Source organism: Ruegeria sp. C11, assembly GCF_056537725.1.
Genome location: NZ_JBQFSB010000003.1, coordinates 401,952 through 417,732, shown reverse-complemented (window position 1 = coordinate 417,732; position 15,781 = coordinate 401,952). Strand labels below are relative to the sequence as shown.

Here is a 15,781-nt window from a genome sequence, read left to right as displayed (position 1 = left end):
GTCAGACCTGTGGCCCGCGATCCATTCGTTCGCTAAAGCGTGGAAGAATTTAGTTTCCATTTCAAGTAAAATAATTGAAATGGAAAGTATTTCATTTAATGCATTGAATTATAATTCTTTTATTACTTCGAGTTTCAACCCATCTGCGCGTGCAAGGTAGATTGGTGCCCGCTCACTCTTGTTGAAAGACGTCTGCTTGCGCCCGCTTCGATAGATCACCGGTAGGGCATCTGGAACACTATGCTCCCGCCAGACTGTTGCGTGTCGCTGCATCAACCCGGCCAGAAAATGCACCCCCTCATAGGTGGACTGTCCCAATGTGTTCAAAACCGGTGCCTGATCCCCATGCACCCGGTAGTATTTTTCCTTGAATGCTGCGTTTGCTTCCGTTGGAAGTCCGCCAAAATAGGATGACGCGGCGAACATACGGCGGCTGTTACTTGCCCCGCATCCAAGCAAACCGTTCTCATCAAGCGCGCAGGATAACCGGACCATCCGGTCGTGTAGTTTTGCCTTTCCAAACGCCCGATTGAACGTGACAGCGTCCTGACCAATTAGAGAGATCAGCACCGCCTCTGCGCCTGATCTGGAAATTTCTTCCACGAATTGGTTCATGCTTTTCAGGCCGAAGGGAAGGTATTTTTCATAGGCCAATCCAACTGACATCTCTTGAAGTTTGGACTTGGCATAGTTGTGTGACGTTCTGGGCCAGACGTAGTCGTTGCCAATCAAAGCCCAACTCCGAGGCCGATATTCGTTCTGCAGATGCTCCATTGAAGGACCAAGCTGTTCATCGGGTGTTTCGCCGATTGCAAACAATCCATGCGTTCGCTCACCACCTTCATAGAGTGGCGTGTAGATGTAAGGGATCCGCTGACGGACAATCTTGCTGAGACGATGCCGGACCGAGCTGAGATGCATCCCGACGATTGCGTCGATCGACTCCGTTTCGATCAGATCGTTCACGGTCTCTTCGATTGAAATACTCGCCTCCATGGCGGCGTCTATCATGACGAGCTGCACCTTGCGGCCATCAATTCCGTTTGTCCGGTTCAGCTCTTCGACAGCGACCTGAGCACTTGAGATACAGGACGGCGCCCAAAGACCCGCGGCGCCACAAAGAGGGATAAGGAGGGCTATCCGATACGTTCCCTTGCCGCGTAACACCGGATCATCGCGCAGTTCTTCAAGTTCGGTTGGTACAGCCAAAAGAGTTGTCAAAGTGGCTCAGCCTTTCCCAGACTTATCGAGGACCGCTACATACCAATTGATTTTACTTTCCAAGTCAAATAATTTCAGGCTGTCAACAACAGGTACGCCGATGCAAACGAGCCCAAGTTCAATTCAGGACTATCTTTCATATGCCCTAGCGGCGGCACATCGAAGGATGTCTGCATCATTGAGCACACGTCTAAAGCAGCACGGAATTCAGATCGAAGCGTGGCGTATTCTAGAAACTTTGGAGACGGGCCAACGGTTAACTATGGGCCAACTCGCAGAAGTCGTTTTGATGAACCCACCGACGCTGACCAAACTGGTGGACCGCATGGTTTCAGATGGTTTGGTGCATCGACAAGTGGCCCAAGCTGACCAACGGCAAATCAATGTTCTTCCCACAGCGCTTGGCAAAAAACGAATGCTGCAAATCCGGCAGGAAGTGCAAGAGCAAGACGCGGAATACCAATCCCTGCTCGGAAAGGAAGAGGCTGACAAACTCATCGAGCTTTTGCGCGGCGTGGTTCAATAGCGCTCTAATCGCAAGGCCAAAGTCCAGACAGCATTCCTGTACATGGGTTGATTTCCTAGGAACCCTTTTTCAAAGCAGCCCTTCGCCGAAGCCCCGCAAAAGGCGGCTTTTTTGCGCACAGTATGATTTCGACCTTGCGCATATTTTGTGGACGCAGTGAACGACAGCTACGACGGGCTACAAAGCGGTGACCCAGTGTGGTAGTCACCGGCAGGGAAGGGCCGTCGTTCACTAGAGCCTTTTCAAAGAACCACGCGATATCACGCTGTGAATTCGGTTAACCCACTTTTACAACCATTTTCCCAAAGTTTCCGCCGGCCAGTAGCTGATTGAATGCCTCTGGGGCATTTTCCAGCCCCTCAATCACATGTTCCTTGTAGTTTATTGAACCGGATTCGAGCCAGGCTTTCATATCACGGACAAACTCCTGGTATACGTCGGGACCGAAGTTATCGTAGATTATGAAACCCTGCATTTTGACTTTCATTCGCAAGATCGTGCCCATGATCGCAGGACCCATATCCGGGCCGTCTGGGAGGCCAGGCAGGTTGTACCATGATACAATGCCGCAAACGGGTATCCGCGAAAACGGGTTCAAAAGGGGCAATACGGCATAAAGAACTTTGCCTCCTACATTCTCGAAATAGACGTCAATTCCATCCGGACATGCCTCGCGCAACTGCGCTGCCAGGTCGCCGGTTCGATGGTCCAAACACGCATCAAACCCAAGGTTTTCGACAACATGGGCGCACTTTTCCGAACCGCCAGCAATGCCGACCACGCGACATCCTTTAAGTTTGGCAATCTGACCGACTGTAGCGCCGACTGGACCTGCCGCCGCAGCCACAACGACAGTTTCACCAGCCTTGGGTTCCCCGATTTTCAGAAGTCCAGCATAAGCCGTGTATCCGGGCATGCCGAGAATTCCAAGCGACCAAGACGGGTTATCCGGGGCTTTTCCTAAGTTGACTACCTGAGTACCGTCCGAGACAGCGAAGTCCTGCCACCCGCTTGTGTTGAGAACGTAGTCTCCGACTTCGAACTCTTTGATGTTGGATTTGACCACCTGTCCCACGACCTGTGCCGTCATAACACCGCCAATCGGAACGGGTTCTGCATAGGATTTAGCATCGTTCATTCGGCCGCGCATGTAAGGATCCAGCGACAGATAAACCGTTCGTACCAGCATCTCTTCCGGACCTGGTTCAGGAATGCTTGTAGTTTCAAGTCGCAACGTATTTTCGTCTGGTTGTCCGTTTGGTCGTTCGGCAAGAACAATACGGCGATTGGTGTCAGATGCTTGGGGCATTGTGACCTCGTTCAAAGCTGTTTGACTGCAGCAGAGACTGAAATTGGCTGGAGTGCAACCAGGCAGTGCATGCAGGTTTGCAAACTGCCTTTATTAACGAATGTTACGGAGGTTTGGCGGTAGCACGCCAGCCGGCTATGCGCCGCGTCGATAAAGGGATATCTTTAGTGACGCTGCGCTGCAGCCACAGATCGCAGCGCTCAAGGTTGGGTCTCCTCCGACCATATTGTCGGCCTAGTCAATTAGGTTGCCATTGATGGGCGGTCACTCGTCGAAGAATAGATGGCGTGTCTTTTCTGGATTGCGCACCACGTAAATCGCTGTAATCACATCGCTTTCGATCTCCAGCGACGTGGTTTGCAATATATCACCGGTTTCGTGGCTGAGGATCGATGGCAGATTGTTCAGGTGGCAGAATTGCCATTGCTGTACCGATCGACCGGAGTATTTGCGCGCCAGTCCAGACAAAAGCCGCATCACCTTGTCCCGGCCTAAAATCGGATTGAGTGTCGCCAGAACTTTGCCGCCGCCGTCCGAAACAAACCGAACGTCCTGCGCGAGCAATTTGGTAAGTGCGGCTGTGTCGCCGCTTTTGGCAGCCCAGAAAAAAGCTCTCGCGATGGCTTCGCCCTGTTGTGGCTCAACTTGCGTTCGGGGCTTGCTGCGCTGCACATGCTTCCGGGCACGGCTAACAAGCTGGCGGCAGGATTCAGGTGCGCGCTCCAAAACCTGTGCCAGTTCGTCATATGAGTGCTCGAACACATCGTGGAGTAGAAAGGCTGCCCGCTCGAGAGGAGTTAGCCGCTCCAGCGCCAATAGGAGCGCCACCGAGACGTCACGGTCCAGTCGACTGGTGGCATCATCTGTGATCAGTGGTTCGGGCAACCACTCGCCGGGATAGGCCTCGCGCCGAGTACGCGCGGCCCGCATGTGATCTAGGCATAGCCGCGTGGTGGTTCGGATTAGAAACCCTGTCGCGTCTCGTACACTGGTATGATCAACCTTCTGCCAACGCAGAAACGCATCCTGCACTACATCCTCAGCGTCACTAACGGAGCCAAGCATTCGATAGGCGACCGCGAACACGCGCGGTCGCAGATCGACAAATGCCTGGTCGTTGTCGGGTGAAGTAATATGGCTCATGCGGCCGAGGCCTCCTTGGCGGCAGGATGTGGCGTTGCAAAACCAATAGCAATGCGGTTCCAGGCATTGATCGTGGTTACCACCAGCGTCAGGGCGATCTTTTCCTGATCTGAAAACTGATCGGCCATCTCCTGATAGATGTTATTCGGTGCCCCATTCTGCTCGATGCGGGTCAGCGTTTCGGCCCAAGCCAGAGCAGCACATTCACGCTCGGAATAAAGAGACGACTCTCGCCACGCATTCAGCAGGTGAAGCCTGTCTTCATTCTCGCCCTGCGCGCGCGCGTCATGGGTGTGCATGTGGATGCAGAAGGCGCAACCGTTGATCTGCGACACGCGCAGTTTAATCAGCTCAATTAGACTGTGCTCCAAGCCCGCAGTTTTGAGGCGTTCCTCCATGTCGAGCATTGGCTGCATCAGTTGCGGGGCAACGGCGAAATAGTTGAGACGGGATTGCATTTAGTGCTCCTGTTTTCGTGGTGTACAGAAACAGGACGCGGCAGGCTTGAGGTTTGTGACATGTGTGTGCAAAAAATCAGTTTAGCGGCGCGCAGCGCAAACAGCTTAGACGCTATTGAACAGTGAAATTTTCGCTTGCGTTTCGCAAAAATGTTGCCATGGGTTTCCTGCTTAAGTGCTTTGCTTCATTGGCAAATCGTTTTCTGAAAATGTGATGGTTTCTTGAGAGACGCCTGACTCACCAGTATTTATTTTGAATCTGCATCAACTGTTTCGCCCAGTGCTTTTAGCATTGCATTCAAATTATCGCGCTGCGTGGGTGATAGACCCTTCAAGAGCCGATGTTGCGTTTCAACGTGATCTGTAACGGCTTTTTCAATTTTTGAGAAACCGGTCCTTGTCAGTCGGATCAGGAAGCCGCGTTTGTCTTCCGGGTTTGGCACGCGCTCGACCAGGCCGATCTTGACAAGCTGGTCGATCCGATTGGTCATCGTCCCCGACGAAACCATGGTCAGGTCAAGCAACTCTCCCGGCGACAAGCCTTCAGGCTTTCCGGATCTACGCAGCGTCGCCAGGACATCAAAACTGGCGGCATTGAGACCGTAAACCTTCCAAGTTTTCTCCATTTCTTTTCGGAGTTGAACCGCCAGACGGGCGAGCCGCCCAATCGTTTCCATCGGACTGACATCAAGGTCAGGTCGGGCCTTGTTCCATTGCAAGACGATGCGATCTACGTGGTCCATAGAGGCATATTGCGAAGATTTATCTTGACGTCAAGAGAAGTGAATTTATCTTGACGTCAAGATAAATGGAGAATCCTCATGAAACATCACGTCGATATCGCGCTCACTGCTATTGCGCCGCTGGTTTGGGGCAGCACGTACTACGTTACGACTGAATTTCTTCCCGCAGGGTATCCAATCACAATGGCCGCGCTGCGTGCTTTGCCTGCTGGCCTGCTTTTGCTCATTCTGGCCCGGCAACTGCCGCAGGGTATCTGGTGGATGCGCGCCTTCATTCTTGGTTCGCTCAATTTCACACTGTTTTGGACTTTTCTGTTTGTGGCGGCCTATCGACTACCGGGCGGAGTAGCCGCAACCGTCGGAGCGGTTCAGCCTTTGATTGTCGTGTTTTTGGCTGCAATGCTGATTGGTACGACGGTCAAGGCATCTGCGGTGGTCGCTGCAACGATCGGTATCTCCGGGGTCGGTCTTCTTGTGCTTGGCTCGGGCATATCACTTGATCCGATTGGGTTGCTGGCAGGCATCGGCGGCGCAGTCTCCATGGGGGCGGGCACAGTTCTGACTCGGAAGTGGCAAGCCCCTGTGCCACTTTTAACCTTGGCGGCCTGGCAGCTCACAGCAGGGGGGCTGTTGCTGATTCCACTGGCGTTACTGTTTGAGCCTACACTTCCCCCTTTGAATGTGCGGAATATCTACGGCATCGCCTATCTGACCCTGATAGGGGCTGCGTTGACGTACATTTTATGGTTCCGAGGCATTTCCCGGATAGAGCCCGGCGCGGTTTCAGCCCTTGGTTTTCTAAGCCCACTTTCCGCAGTCATTATTGGCTGGATGCTACTTGACCAGTCTCTGACGCCCACTCAGATCGCCGGAGCTGGAGTTGTACTCACTGCAATCTGGCTTGGGCAGCGCGCCGGGCGTACCAGCCCTCCCTCACTTGCAAAAACTTCCTACTCACACCTCAACCCAAAAGGAGAGTATTCATGAAACTTGTCGTATTTGGAGCCACTGGTGACGTGGGTTCTCGCGTCGTGATCGAGGCGATCTCACGTGGCCATAACGTAACCGCGGCCGTAAGAAACAAGGCGGGGCTCGACAAGTTGCCAAAAGGCGTCAAGCCGATTGTTGCAGAAGTTGCCGACCCCTCGGCTTTGGCCACCGCCATGGCCGGTCAGGATTTAGCCATAAGCGCTGTGCGCGCACCTGCCGGGCGCGAGGGCGAAATCGTTGCACTGACCAGATCCATCCTGGAAGCCGCATCCCTTGCCAACCTTCGGGTGATCATTGTTGGCGGTGCCGCACGTCTGCATCTACCCGATGGCAGCCCGCACACCGTCTTGTCAGATCCCGACTTTCTGCCCGAGAGCATTGTACCAATCGCGCGTGCTTCAATGGCGCAGTGGGAACTCTGTTCATCTGATGCATCAGCGAACTGGACCTATGCCAGCCCGTCCGCATTGTTGCAGCCCGGCGAGCGCCGGGGTGTGTTCAGAACCGGCACAGACAACCTAATTGTTGATGAAGCCGGAAATTCGCAGATTTCTATGGAAGACTTTGCGATGGCAATTATGGATGAGGCTCAGTCAGCCAAGTTTCCACGCGCCGCCTTTACTGTGGGCTACTGATGCACCAGTACCCGGTCGCTTTGTAAAACCGCACGTGATACTGATGGTATCGACGTTTGAAGAATTCGGAATCTCCAAAGTCCTGAGAGCAATTTGAGTGGATGCGAAGTGAAACCCGATATCGTCCATTCGTATCAGTTGTCACTGCCTCAGACTTTGGAAACCTGGATCGGTTCCCCGTTCAAACCCCGTAGACCGGGGAACCGTCAAAATCGAAGGTTGTTACCCCGAGTCAAACCCTGTGCGCCGTGCCAGCATTTGGACTTTGGCCACAACTACACAAAGGACCCAGCCGCGAACTGAGGGCTGAGGTTGCCAGAATCGCAGACATGGGTGATCCTTCAATAGATTGAAGGAACGCAATATGTTTAGATATCTAGTAATTGCGCTCGGAATTGGTGCATCAACTGCCTTATACGCGCAAGAAGCATCCGATGCCTCGGCGTCACAAGACAGTTCAGAGACTTCGTTGGAACTCTTGACTGACGCAGAACTGCAAACGCTGGTTGCACCGGTGGCACTCTACCCCGACACGTTGCTTATTCAGATTTTGGTGGCAGCCACCCAACCTTTAGAGATTGTAAAGGCCGAACGATACTTGCTGGACAATACCGAGCGCGATCCAGCCGAGCTTGAACCCGAAATAGAAGCGATGGGTTGGGACCCTTCCGTCAGTGTGTTGGCAACGGCTTTCCCGGAAGTCATCGGTCAGATGGCCACGCATATCGACTGGACCGAGACGGTCGGCACCGCCATGCTGGCCCAGTCGGATGACGTGATGGATGCGGTTCAAGTCATGCGAAATCAGGCGATCGACACAGGGGCCCTTGTTTCGGGGCCCGAGCAGACAGTGGAAGTTGCGGACGACGATACGATTATTGTCACGCCCACCGAACCCGAAACCGTGTACGTCCCCCAATACAACCCTGAGACGGTTTATACCGGTCCATCGACCGGAGACGTGGTAGGCACGGCCTTGCTTACCTTCGGCGCTGTCGCGTTGATCGACGAGATCTTTGACGATGACGATGATTGGTACGGCTACTGGGGTTGCAGAAATTGTGGTGGCTGGGGCGGCGGTCCGATCTACCGAAATCCGAATATCGACATAGACGTCGACGGCAACGTCAATATTGGCAATGACATAGATCTGGGTGATCGCACGGATATTGAGTGGTCACCGGATCCGGATCGCCAGCAGCAAGCCCGTGACAAAATTGCTGATCACAAAAGACCCGAAGGCGGTCGCGGTGACTTGCCAGTCAATCGCCCCGAAGGTCGCACGGACGAACTGCGCGACAAGTTGAGCCGGGAAAGCGGTGCAGCGGATATCAGCCGGGATCGCGCCGCTGCGGCGGTCGCAGCCGGTGCCGGAGCAGGGGCATTGGCTGGTGGTGCCTTGGCAAACCGTGGCAACGGGAACAAGTCTCTTCCGCAAGTGAACCGAGGCAATGTCGATCGGGACAAAGCCGCAGCCAAGCAGAAGGCAGTTGATCGCACGAAACGTCCGGATGCGGCGAAACAGCCGGTCAAAAAGAAACCGCAAGCGGCCAAGAAGCCTCAGGCAAAGAAGGCGGCAGCACAGCGGAAACCGTCTGCGTCCAAGGGCCAGGCAATGAAGAAAAAGGCGTCCGGCAACAGAGCTCATAAGGCGTCCCAACGTGGACATGCCGCCAAGGGCAAGCGGAGACGGTAAAATGCGCACATCGATTTTTTCTGTTTTACTTTTGTCTTTGACTGCGGGTTCGGCATTCGCGGATGGTGCCCGTTTCGACACGCCCCAATCGGCATTGGATGCTTTTGTCGAAGCCCTGAAGGCGGATGATCAGAACAGGCTGATTGAGATTTTCGGCGCCGAGGCCGAAGAGATGATTGGCACCGGTGATCCCGTGGAGGATCAGGAAAGACGGCGCGAAGTGCTTGGCATGTATGCCGAAGGCTATCGATTTCAGCCTGATGATGACGGGGTTGTTCTGGTTCTGGGCGAAGACGGTTGGCCATTCCCGATCCCAATTCTGCGTGGCGATGAGGGGTGGCAATTTGATATCGAAGCTGGGTTGGAAGAACTGTCTGCTCGCGAGATTGGCCTGAATGAGCTGGAAGTGATCGACTTGCTTGAGGCCTATGTGGACCTTCAGGCGGCATTTCGTCTTGTGGATCACAACGGTGATGGTGTGATGGAATTTGCGCGGTCGATCATCGCTGATCCCGGAGCGAGAGACGGTTTGTTCTGGCCAGACGAAGACAGCTTTGTCGGCGCCGCTCTCGCCCGAGCGACAGCATCGGGGTGGAGCGACGGCGAAGATGATTATGAGGCAGAGCCGTTTCTCGGCTATTACTATACGATTTTGCAGGAACAGGGAGCGAATGCCCCTGGTGGTGCTTACTCGTACTTTATCGGTGATCATTTCGTCGCCGGGCATGCCCTGCTGGCAGTTCCCTCCGACTACGGTGAAACCGGGATTCACTCCTTTCTCGTAGGCGAAAACGGTATCGTCTATGAGGCGGACTTCGGACCCGAGACCCTTGAGGTAACGGCCGAAATTTCAACCTATGATCCTGGATCGGATTGGACACCGATCGAGTAGCAAACCAAGGTTTGAGCACTTTCTCCAACAACAGCAGTGCGCCCCAACGCGACAGATAATATACGTGTGAGCAACATCCAGGATGAGCAGATAGCAAGCTCTGCAAAACCTGGTCGTGCTCTCAAAACAACAGCGCAATCGAAAGACCAGCCTGGCCGCATTGAGCCTAGCTCAATTAATGCTGCATCTTACACGAACGATGCATCAGCGCAGGAAGAGGTCAACGATCACCGAGTGGGCGGCTCGATCCTGACATTCAAGCTGTTGGCATTTTAACTTACCAAACTCCGCACACTAAGCATTCAAAGTTGATAGATCAGAATTACAGGTTGGTGGGGGCGCCCACACAAGGACTGCTCGGATCAGCACGCAATTTCCGTGACTATTCGACTGATCGTTGAAACAGTTCTTTGCCGTAGTCAGACGTGAATTCGCCGGAACGCAAAGTGGCAACATCGGCGAGTTCCGCGATACGTCCTGCTCGCAAAATCGCCAGCCTGTCACACAGGAAACTGACAACCGGCAAATCATGAGTGACAAGAAGGAAAGTCAGGTGTTTTTCTTCGCGCAAGGATTTGAGCAAATTCAGAATCTCTGCCTGTACGCTGACATCCAAAGCACTTGTAGGTTCGTCTAGAAGCAAAATGGGAGGGTCAAGCATCAGCGCGCGGGCGATGGCTACCCGCTGGCGTTGCCCCCCAGACAGCTGATGGGGAAGGCGAAAGCGAAAGCGCCGAGGCAAACCAACGGCATCTAGCATGTCCAGAACCCGCCGATCCCGATCTGGCAATCGGTGAATCGCGAGCGGTTCGCTGAGTGTGTCGTCCACTGTTCGGCGGGGGTGCAGGCTGCCATAAGGGTCCTGAAACACCATCTGAACTTGCCGAGCCAGCGCAAGGCGGCTTGTTTTGCCTTGACGGTCGGTACCGATCTGCAATGTGCCCCGAAACGGTTTGACCTGTCCCGAAAGCGCCTTGAGGATGGTCGATTTACCTGACCCGGACTCCCCGACAAGCGCAAAGCTCTCGCCCGCTGCGACCTCAAACGTAACATCATGCAAGACGGTGGTTTCACTGAACTTTACTGAAAGGTTCTGAACCTGGATCATAACGCGCCTCGATCCAGAACCGGCAGGCGCGTGCGGTGTTCATCGATCTTGGGCAGACTGGCCACCAGTCCGCGCGTATAGGGGTGACGTGCCTCGTTGAGTTTGCCAGTACCCAGTTCTTCGACAATTTTACCCTTGAACATCACCAAAACACGGTCGCACCAGCGTGACACCATATTCAGGTCATGTGAAATAAGCATCAGCCCCATGCCCCGGCGCCGAACAAGGTCGTCCAAAATATCCAAAACCTGACCGCGCACTGAGACATCCAACGCGCTTGTGGGTTCGTCGGCGATCATCAGGGCCGGTTCCATAACAACCATCATGGCGATCATCACGCGCTGCCCCATGCCGCCAGACACCTCGTGCGGGTAAAGCCTGGCTACGCGTTCAGGGTCTTCAATGCGTACGGCTTGCAAGGCCTCCATCATGCGCTGGCGACGCTCCTTGGGGTGGGCGACACCATGTACTGCCATCGCTTCTTCGATCTGCTCGCCGATGCGAATAACTGGGTTCAGGCTGAATTTTGGGTCCTGTAGCACCATCGACATACGCGCTCCGCGCATACGGCGCATGGCAGTTTCGGGCAAGTCACGCAGATCGGTGCCATCGAATTCGAGTCTGTCCGCAGTCACGCAACCGGGGGAGGGTATCAGCCCCATGATGGCCCGTCCGGTCATGCTTTTACCCGATCCGCTTTCCCCAACGATGCCCAGCCGTTCGCGGCCAAGGTCAAAAGACAGGCCGCGCACAACCTCGACCGGGCCGTGATCCGACGGGAATGTGACGCGTAGATTTTCAACAGAAAGCAGGCTCATCCGCGCGACCTTTGTTTCGGGTCCAGCACGTCACGCAATCCGTCACCGAACAGACAAAATCCCAGCGATACGATCACGATGGCAAAGCCGGGCATGGTGGCGACCCACCATTGATCGAGGATGAACGAGCGCCCACGTGAAATCATCGCTCCCCATTCCGGCAATGGGGGCTGCGCGCCTAGGCCGAGGAAGCCCAGACCGGCGGCAGTCAGGATGATCCCCGCCATGTCGAGTGTTACGCGAACGATGGTCGATGACATGCACAAAGGCACGACGTGAAGCGCGATGATGCGCGCCGGGGATGCGCCCTGCATACGCACCGCATCGAGGAACTCGGCGTTTCGGAAAGTCAGCACCTCGGCCCGAGCGATCCGTGCATAGACCGGCCAGGCCGTGATGGCGATGGCAATGACCGCATTCTCGATACCCGGACCCAGCGCCGCGACAAAGGCCAGGGCGAGGATCAGTCGGGGCAAGGACAGGAAGATATCCGTCAACCCCATAAGGATGCGGTCGATCCAGCCCCCGAAATAGGCGGCGACAGTGCCGATCAGCAAACCAAGCGGAGCGGAAATCACCGCCACCAGCAGGACGATCATCAGTGTGATACGTGCACCGAAAATGATACGGGACAGGATATCCCGGCCCAGTTCATCGGTGCCCATCCAGTGGGTTGCGGACGGCGGCTGCAGGCGGTTCGCCAGATCACCTTCGATGGGTGAATAGGGGGCTAACCATGGTGCAAGCGCCGCCACGATCAACAGCATAAGAATGATGGCGAGCCCGACCATTGCCAGCGAGTTGCGTGCCAATGCGCGTGCCAATCTGTAGAACTGCCCCAAACGGGCTTGCATCAATGTTTCGGGATCGTCGGAAAGCAACCAGTCGCGTGTTGTCATGATCGCGCCCTCGGGTCGAGCAGTCGGTAAAGTACGTCAGATGTTTTGTTGATCCCGACAAATACCGCGCCGATCACTAATGTCGCGCCAAGAACCGCGTTCATATCTGCGTTCAGAAGGGCCGTTGTCAGATAGCTGCCAATGCCCGGCCAACTGAACACGGTTTCAATCATCACCGAACCTTCCAGTAGCCCGGCATAGCTCAACCCGATCACGGTAATCAGTTGCACGCGAATGGGTCGGAACGCATGTCGCCACAGGATCAACCGCTCGGGAGTACCTTTGACACGAGCGGTGATAATATATTCCTGGCTTAACTGTTCGAGCATGAAGCTGCGCGTCATGCGCGCGATATAGGCAAGGGCAAAGAAACCAAGGATCGTTGCAGGCAGAATGATGTGATGGATGGCGCTTAACAGAGCTTCCCGGTTTCCGTCGATGATGCTGTCTATCAGCAAAAGGCCGGTGCGCGGAGGCACTGTGCCATCGAGAAAGAAATCGATCCGGCCCGGACCACCAACCCAACGCAGGTTTGCGTAGAAGACCACCAAACCAACTAGCCCCAGCCAGAAGGCCGGGATGGCATAGCCCGCCAAACCGATCACGCGGATCACGCGATCCGCCAGCTTTCCCTGCCGCGACGCTGCGAAAACGCCCATCGGAACGCCAAGAAGCACTCCGATGATGATGCCGATCGTGGCCATTTCCAGAGTGGCCGGGAACACGCGCGCCAAATCCTCGGCCACCGGACGGCCAGTGGAAACTGACATACCAAGCTCTCCGTGAAGCACCTGGTTCACGTAGCGCGCGAATTGAACAACAAGGGGGTCATCCAGGCCCAATTCCTGGCGCGCCGCCTCGTATGTTTCTGCGCTGGCCCTGTCACCGACAATCGCCACCACCGGATCAATCGGAACTACCCGCCCGATTACAAACGTGATCGCGAGCAAGCCGAGAAATGTCACGACCAGTGTCATTAGGAACTGGAGGGCTGGGATAGATCGAGTCAAGTTCGGCTCCGTTTCACCCACAATATCAAAGTTTTTTGACTGAGCAAAATTTTTTTACTAATATCAAAATTTCTTGCAGGAGCGACCATGTCTGAACCCATGTCCAATATCGACCCTGCGCGTCCGCCTGCTTTTGGTGGTCGCATCAGGGACTTGCGCCGCAAAGCGAACATGACGCTGCAGACCCTTGCAGATCAGACGGGCATTTCGGTTGGCTTTCTCAGTCAGGTTGAGAGGGACAAGGCGACGCCCAGCCTGGGAACGCTTGCCAATCTGGCGGCAACGCTGGGTGTGGACGTTGACGTCTTCATTTCCACGCCAAAACCCGCTGACAGCGTGACACGCCAAGGTGAACGCCCCCAATTCGCGCTCGCGGATTCGTCTCTGTCTTACGAACATATTTCGACGGTTTTGCCGGGCGGGACCTTGTCGTCACTGATTATCCACATCCCCGCAGGATACTCGTCAGAGGTCACCGCCCACGTCGGCGAAGAGCTTATCATGGTGCTGGAAGGTACCGTGCGCCAAACGCTGGGCGAAACACATTTCGTACTGCACCAAGGCGACAGCCTGCACTTTATGGGTGATACCCCTCATGCCTTTGAAAATGTAGGCGATGGTCCGGCCAAACTTTTGTGGACCGGTACCTCGCCCAGATTGCTTGGCCCCAAGCCGGGCGCACAAAATAATCACAACATCAACAGGAGAGACCAATGAAGTACGTTCCAGACATTGCCAAATCGCTGGCGGTGAGCCTTGTCGCGCTTTCGGCCACGCCTGTATTGGCCGAAACACCCGCCAATGCACTTGTGATCGCGCAAAACATAGATGATATCGTGACCATCGATCCGGCATCGGCCTATGAGTTCACCTCGGGCGAATATGTCACAAACACCTATGACCAACTGGTGCAATACGACGCCGAGGACACCACCGTTCTGGCGGCGGGTCTGGCGGAAAGTTGGGAGATCGATGCAGCCGCCAAGACCGTGACGTTCCAGTTGCGCGACGGCGTTAATTTCACATCGGGCAACCCGCTGCGCGGCGAAGACGTAGTTGGAAGCTGGAAACGCGTTCTGGTTCTCCAAAAGGCTCCGGCCTTTATTCTGGAAAACCTCGGTTGGTCCGCCGATAACATCGAAGAGATGGTCACGGTTGACGGCAACATGGTCACGGTTCGTTGGGATGGTGATTTTGCACCGTCTTTCGTGCTGAACGTTCTGGCCGCCCGTCCGGCTGCGATCGTGGATTTTAAAACCGCGATGGCGAACGAGGTTGATGGCGATATGGGCCACGCCTGGATGAACCAGAACAGCGCCGGAACAGGCGCCTATACTCTCTCCCGGTATGCGCCGGGTGAAGTTCTCATGCTTCAGGCAAATCCGAATTACTGGAACGGCGCGCCCGCGACCGAACGCGTGATGATCCGTCACGCACCCGAAGCGGCAACTCAACGGCTGCTACTTGAATCCGGTGATGTGGATATGGCCAAGAACCTGACGCCCGATCAGGTTGCCGGTCTTGCAGGTAATGCCGACATCAAGATTGAAACCTATCCGCAGACCGCAGTGCACTGGTTCAGCTTCAACCAGAAACATGAACCTCTGACCAACCCCGCACTGTGGGAAGCTTCGCGTTATCTTGTGGACTACAACGGCATGGCCGACAGTTTCCTCAAAGGTCAGATGGAAGTGCATCAGGCGTTTTGGCCCGAGGGTTTCCCCGGCGCTCTGACCGATACACCATTCAATTATGACCCGGACAAGGCCAAGGCGATCCTTGAGGAAGCCGGCGTCGAACTGCCGCTTACCATCGAACTGGACGTGATCAACGCCCCACCGTTCACCGATATGGCGGCCAGCTTGCAACAGACCTTTGCACCGGCCGGTATTAACTTTGAGATCTTGCCGGGCACGGGTGCACAGGTGATTACAAAGTACCGCGCACGCACCCACCAGGGGATGCTGTTGTACTGGGGCCCGGATTTCATGGATCCGCATTCGAACGCCAAGGCGTTTGCCTATAACGCTGACAACTCCGACGATAAATACGCGTCGACAACAACTTGGCGTAACGCATGGATGCCTCCTGCCGAGATCAACGAGAAGACCAAGGCGGCTTTGGCCGAACAGGACGCAGACAAGCGCAATCAGATGTATGTCGAACTGCAGAAATCCATGCAGGAAGAAGCGCCGTTCGTGATCATGTTCCAGGCAGTCAAGCAAGTTGCGATGGCGGACAATGTCGAGGGCTTCGTGAACGGGGCCAATGCGGACTATGTCTACTACCGCCTTGTCGAAAAGAACTGATGTATCAAACCGGGAGCGGTCTCT

17 protein-coding genes are annotated in these 15,781 nt (G+C 55.0%); 8 read left to right on the top strand and 9 right to left on the bottom strand.

Going from position 1 to position 15,781, the window contains the following annotated elements; all coding sequences use genetic code 11:
* Positions 1 to 108: 108 nt before the first annotated feature.
* Entirely contained in the window at positions 109 to 1,221 is a 1,113-nt protein-coding gene (locus ACR0NA_RS08105) for a substrate-binding domain-containing protein (RefSeq protein ID WP_480727782.1), read from the bottom strand.
* 178 nt (positions 1,222 to 1,399) lie between these two features.
* On the opposite strand from ACR0NA_RS08105, the gene ACR0NA_RS08100 reads away from it, so the two are divergent.
* Complete coding sequence (locus ACR0NA_RS08100) at positions 1,400 to 1,747, top strand: MarR family winged helix-turn-helix transcriptional regulator (RefSeq protein ID WP_480727780.1); 348 nt, start codon at positions 1,400 to 1,402, stop codon at positions 1,745 to 1,747.
* Between the two features lie 277 nt (positions 1,748 to 2,024).
* Here the strand turns inward: ACR0NA_RS08100 and ACR0NA_RS08095 are convergent, their stop codons facing one another.
* The 4 genes from ACR0NA_RS08095 to ACR0NA_RS08080 form a co-directional block, all read right to left on the bottom strand.
* Positions 2,025 to 3,056, bottom strand: coding sequence for an NADP-dependent oxidoreductase (locus ACR0NA_RS08095; RefSeq protein WP_480727778.1), 1,032 nt, complete (start codon positions 3,054 to 3,056; stop codon positions 2,025 to 2,027).
* A 264-nt stretch (positions 3,057 to 3,320) separates the two neighbouring features.
* A complete protein-coding gene (locus ACR0NA_RS08090) occupies positions 3,321 to 4,199 on the bottom strand; it encodes a sigma-70 family RNA polymerase sigma factor (protein WP_480727775.1) in 879 nt (292 codons plus the stop codon).
* On the bottom strand, positions 4,196 to 4,657 hold the full coding sequence (locus ACR0NA_RS08085) for a carboxymuconolactone decarboxylase family protein (protein ID WP_480727773.1): 462 nt from the start codon (positions 4,655 to 4,657) through the stop codon (positions 4,196 to 4,198). Before ACR0NA_RS08085 ends, ACR0NA_RS08090 begins: the two co-directional genes overlap by 4 nt.
* 248 nt (positions 4,658 to 4,905) lie before the next feature.
* Positions 4,906 to 5,400 carry a MarR family winged helix-turn-helix transcriptional regulator gene (locus ACR0NA_RS08080; protein ID WP_480727772.1) on the bottom strand — a complete coding sequence of 165 codons (495 nt, stop codon included), beginning with the start codon at positions 5,398 to 5,400 and terminating at the stop codon, positions 4,906 to 4,908.
* A 78-nt stretch (positions 5,401 to 5,478) separates the two neighbouring features.
* Here ACR0NA_RS08080 and ACR0NA_RS08075 point away from each other — a divergent pair, with 78 nt between their 5' ends.
* The 5 genes from ACR0NA_RS08075 (at position 5,479) to ACR0NA_RS08055 (ending at position 9,889) form a co-directional block, all read left to right on the top strand.
* Entirely contained in the window at positions 5,479 to 6,387 is a 909-nt protein-coding gene (locus tag ACR0NA_RS08075) for a DMT family transporter (RefSeq protein ID WP_480727770.1), read from the top strand.
* On the top strand, positions 6,384 to 7,025 hold the full coding sequence (locus ACR0NA_RS08070; protein ID WP_480727767.1) for an NAD(P)-dependent oxidoreductase: 642 nt from the start codon (positions 6,384 to 6,386) through the stop codon (positions 7,023 to 7,025). Before ACR0NA_RS08075 ends, ACR0NA_RS08070 begins: the two co-directional genes overlap by 4 nt.
* A 364-nt stretch (positions 7,026 to 7,389) precedes the next feature.
* A complete protein-coding gene (locus tag ACR0NA_RS08065; RefSeq protein ID WP_480727766.1) occupies positions 7,390 to 8,721 on the top strand; it encodes a DUF3300 domain-containing protein in 1,332 nt (443 codons plus the stop codon).
* Position 8,722: 1 nt separating this feature from the next.
* Positions 8,723 to 9,613, top strand: a complete 891-nt coding sequence (locus ACR0NA_RS08060; protein WP_480727763.1) for a DUF2950 family protein — start codon at positions 8,723 to 8,725, stop codon at positions 9,611 to 9,613.
* Positions 9,614 to 9,679: 66 nt separating this feature from the next.
* Complete coding sequence (locus ACR0NA_RS08055; RefSeq protein ID WP_480727761.1) at positions 9,680 to 9,889, top strand: hypothetical protein; 210 nt, start codon at positions 9,680 to 9,682, stop codon at positions 9,887 to 9,889.
* Between the two features lie 106 nt (positions 9,890 to 9,995).
* Here ACR0NA_RS08055 and ACR0NA_RS08050 read toward each other — a convergent pair whose 3' ends face one another.
* Genes ACR0NA_RS08050 through ACR0NA_RS08035 form a run of 4 tightly spaced genes read right to left on the bottom strand, consistent with a single transcriptional unit; the run spans position 9,996 to position 13,415 of the window.
* A complete protein-coding gene (locus tag ACR0NA_RS08050; protein ID WP_480727759.1) occupies positions 9,996 to 10,721 on the bottom strand; it encodes an ABC transporter ATP-binding protein in 726 nt (241 codons plus the stop codon).
* Positions 10,718 to 11,539, bottom strand: a complete 822-nt coding sequence (locus ACR0NA_RS08045) for an ABC transporter ATP-binding protein (RefSeq protein ID WP_480727757.1) — start codon at positions 11,537 to 11,539, stop codon at positions 10,718 to 10,720. Before ACR0NA_RS08045 ends, ACR0NA_RS08050 begins: the two co-directional genes overlap by 4 nt.
* Positions 11,536 to 12,438 (bottom strand): ABC transporter permease, encoded by a 903-nt coding sequence (locus ACR0NA_RS08040; protein ID WP_170651048.1) that lies wholly within the window; start codon positions 12,436 to 12,438, stop codon positions 11,536 to 11,538. The genes ACR0NA_RS08045 and ACR0NA_RS08040 overlap by 4 nt, the downstream gene beginning before the upstream one ends.
* Entirely contained in the window at positions 12,435 to 13,415 is a 981-nt protein-coding gene (locus ACR0NA_RS08035) for an ABC transporter permease (protein ID WP_480728037.1), read from the bottom strand. The genes ACR0NA_RS08040 and ACR0NA_RS08035 overlap by 4 nt, the downstream gene beginning before the upstream one ends.
* Before the next feature lie 120 nt (positions 13,416 to 13,535).
* Between ACR0NA_RS08035 and ACR0NA_RS08030 the strand changes: the two genes are divergently transcribed.
* Entirely contained in the window at positions 13,536 to 14,165 is a 630-nt protein-coding gene (locus tag ACR0NA_RS08030) for a helix-turn-helix domain-containing protein (RefSeq protein WP_480727753.1), read from the top strand.
* Positions 14,162 to 15,757: an ABC transporter substrate-binding protein gene (locus ACR0NA_RS08025; RefSeq protein WP_480727751.1), complete on the top strand. Its 1,596-nt coding sequence runs from the start codon at positions 14,162 to 14,164 to the stop codon at positions 15,755 to 15,757. Before ACR0NA_RS08030 ends, ACR0NA_RS08025 begins: the two co-directional genes overlap by 4 nt.
* Positions 15,758 to 15,781 lie beyond the last annotated feature (24 nt).

Coding starts and splice junctions, on each gene's coding strand:
- ACR0NA_RS08070 (WP_480727767.1), top strand. CDS start 6,384: ATGAAACTTGTCGTATTTGGAGCCACTGGTGACGTGGGTTCTCGCGTC.
- ACR0NA_RS08030 (WP_480727753.1), top strand. CDS start 13,536: ATGTCTGAACCCATGTCCAATATCGACCCTGCGCGTCCGCCTGCTTTT.
- ACR0NA_RS08065 (WP_480727766.1), top strand. CDS start 7,390: ATGTTTAGATATCTAGTAATTGCGCTCGGAATTGGTGCATCAACTGCC.
- ACR0NA_RS08095 (WP_480727778.1), bottom strand. CDS start 3,056: ATGCCCCAAGCATCTGACACCAATCGCCGTATTGTTCTTGCCGAACGA.
- ACR0NA_RS08080 (WP_480727772.1), bottom strand. CDS start 5,400: ATGGACCACGTAGATCGCATCGTCTTGCAATGGAACAAGGCCCGACCT.
- ACR0NA_RS08090 (WP_480727775.1), bottom strand. CDS start 4,199: ATGAGCCATATTACTTCACCCGACAACGACCAGGCATTTGTCGATCTG.
- ACR0NA_RS08045 (WP_480727757.1), bottom strand. CDS start 11,539: ATGAGCCTGCTTTCTGTTGAAAATCTACGCGTCACATTCCCGTCGGAT.
- ACR0NA_RS08050 (WP_480727759.1), bottom strand. CDS start 10,721: ATGATCCAGGTTCAGAACCTTTCAGTAAAGTTCAGTGAAACCACCGTC.
- ACR0NA_RS08060 (WP_480727763.1), top strand. CDS start 8,723: ATGCGCACATCGATTTTTTCTGTTTTACTTTTGTCTTTGACTGCGGGT.
- ACR0NA_RS08075 (WP_480727770.1), top strand. CDS start 5,479: ATGAAACATCACGTCGATATCGCGCTCACTGCTATTGCGCCGCTGGTT.
- ACR0NA_RS08035 (WP_480728037.1), bottom strand. CDS start 13,415: ATGACACTGGTCGTGACATTTCTCGGCTTGCTCGCGATCACGTTTGTA.
- ACR0NA_RS08025 (WP_480727751.1), top strand. CDS start 14,162: ATGAAGTACGTTCCAGACATTGCCAAATCGCTGGCGGTGAGCCTTGTC.
- ACR0NA_RS08040 (WP_170651048.1), bottom strand. CDS start 12,438: ATGACAACACGCGACTGGTTGCTTTCCGACGATCCCGAAACATTGATG.
- ACR0NA_RS08085 (WP_480727773.1), bottom strand. CDS start 4,657: ATGCAATCCCGTCTCAACTATTTCGCCGTTGCCCCGCAACTGATGCAG.